The organism is Trebonia sp., assembly GCF_049794275.1.
Classification (GTDB): Bacteria; Actinomycetota; Actinomycetes; order Streptosporangiales; family Streptosporangiaceae; genus Trebonia.
This window is the reverse complement of record NZ_JBARCR010001003.1, coordinates 1-1,513: the sequence shown is the minus strand read 5'-3', so window position 1 is coordinate 1,513 and position 1,513 is coordinate 1. Positions and strand designations below refer to the sequence as shown.

Annotated in this window: 2 protein-coding genes; one reads left to right on the top strand and one right to left on the bottom strand. The window is 67.7% G+C overall.

The window, feature by feature from the left end:
- Window positions 1-516, top strand: a 516-nt coding sequence (locus WA805_RS25355) for a DUF1707 SHOCT-like domain-containing protein (protein ID WP_425243592.1), incomplete at its 5' end; no start/stop codon positions are given.
- A gap of 343 nt (window positions 517-859) precedes the next feature.
- Here the strand turns inward: WA805_RS25355 and WA805_RS25350 are convergent.
- Window positions 860-1,399: a hypothetical protein gene (locus WA805_RS25350; protein ID WP_425243591.1), complete on the bottom strand. Its 540-nt coding sequence runs from the start codon at window positions 1,397-1,399 to the stop codon at window positions 860-862.
- Window positions 1,400-1,513: the final 114 nt, after the last annotated feature.

Here is a 1,513-nt window from a genome sequence, read left to right as displayed (position 1 = left end):
GGTGCGCTCGGAGCCGGGTCGCCACTGATAGCGGCCGATGACCGCCCGAGTGCTGCCACGTTATGCTGTCGATGCAGATGCTGGCGGGAGGCACAGGTGGTGGCACGTCCGGGAGACCAGATGGCATCGGGCACGATGGGCCGCGGCCATTTGCGGGCCTCCGACGCGGACCGCGAGCAGCTGATCGACACCCTTAAGGATGCCTTCGCGCTGGGTCAGCTGACCAGGGATGAGCTGGTTGCCCGGGCGGACCGGGCGCTCACGGCGCGGACCTGCGCAGAGCTGGCCGCGATCGCCGCCGATACCCCTGCGCTGCTAACCCAGGCTCAGCCCCGCCCGCAGCCCGCCCGGAAGCCGGTTCACATGAAGGCAGCCGCGTGCGGCGCGGGCCTGATCATTGCGCCACCCTCGCTGTGGGCCGTTTTCTTGACCTATTACGGCGGTTTCATCGTTTTGTTCCTGGCGGTCTTCGCCGGCCTGGCGGTAACCATGCAGCCCGCTCCGGGCAGGAGATGATCCGATTGCTGGCGGCCGCCAGGTCCGCGGCGAACGGCCAGCCATGAGGGCCGCCCACCCAGCGGACCACACTCGCTGGCGGCATGCGGACCCCGGGGGCCCTTGCCGCGCTGCCTCAACCGCATCCCCGAACCGGTTTGCCTGCGCGCCCTCATATCCGCAGCCGCCTCTGTCCTCAGGCGCTCCGAGTCGGCGTTCCGCGTCACCCTGCGGAAACGTCCGCAGCAACGCACCGTGACACCCCGAGTGACACTTCAGCGTCCGAAATCAGGCCTCGGGCACGTCCAATACGTGGAACCCGGCCTCCATATCGCTCTCTCTGGTTCATCTGCCGCGCCGGATGTCATTCCGGCTCCCGGTTCCACCGCTCAACCGCCTGTCCGCCCAGGTGCTGCTCGACGAGGGCCAGCGACCACGGGCCGGTGTTCATCTCGCCGTCCTTGCCGAACCCCACCCATTTGCCAGCGAAGCGTCTAGGGACCGGGTTGTCGTCTTCGATCATCTGGATCGCGCCCGTGTAAACCGCGCCGCGATAAGGACCGTCGCCCCGGGTCTGCTCTGCCCAGGTGCCGGTGAGGATGCGCCCATTGGCGGACAGGTCCATCGCCAGCTGCGAACCCGACGCGGGAACCGACCGGACCGTGAGCTTCGCGCCTCGCTGCACGACCATGACGTAGTGCTTGCTCGTAAACGTGCTGTCGCGTCCGCTGGACGGATACTCATAGACGGACAGGTAGATGCCGCTGCGCTCCCCGTATCTCTCCGCCGTCCGGCCCGGCAGCGGGAACGCAGAGTCGAGCCCGGTCTCTTCGAGGGTCAGCGCGCGGTCCATTCCGTACAGGATGTCCGCGTCGGACCCGGGGTTGGCTGCGGGCTCGCTCACGCCTGCATTGTAAAACCGTGCCGAGTCCTTCATTCGAGTGCGAACCGGGCATCGTGATCAAGACCGCGAACGGGTCACGCCGGTCATAGCCTGCCCGTCGAAGGGTGCGTAGGC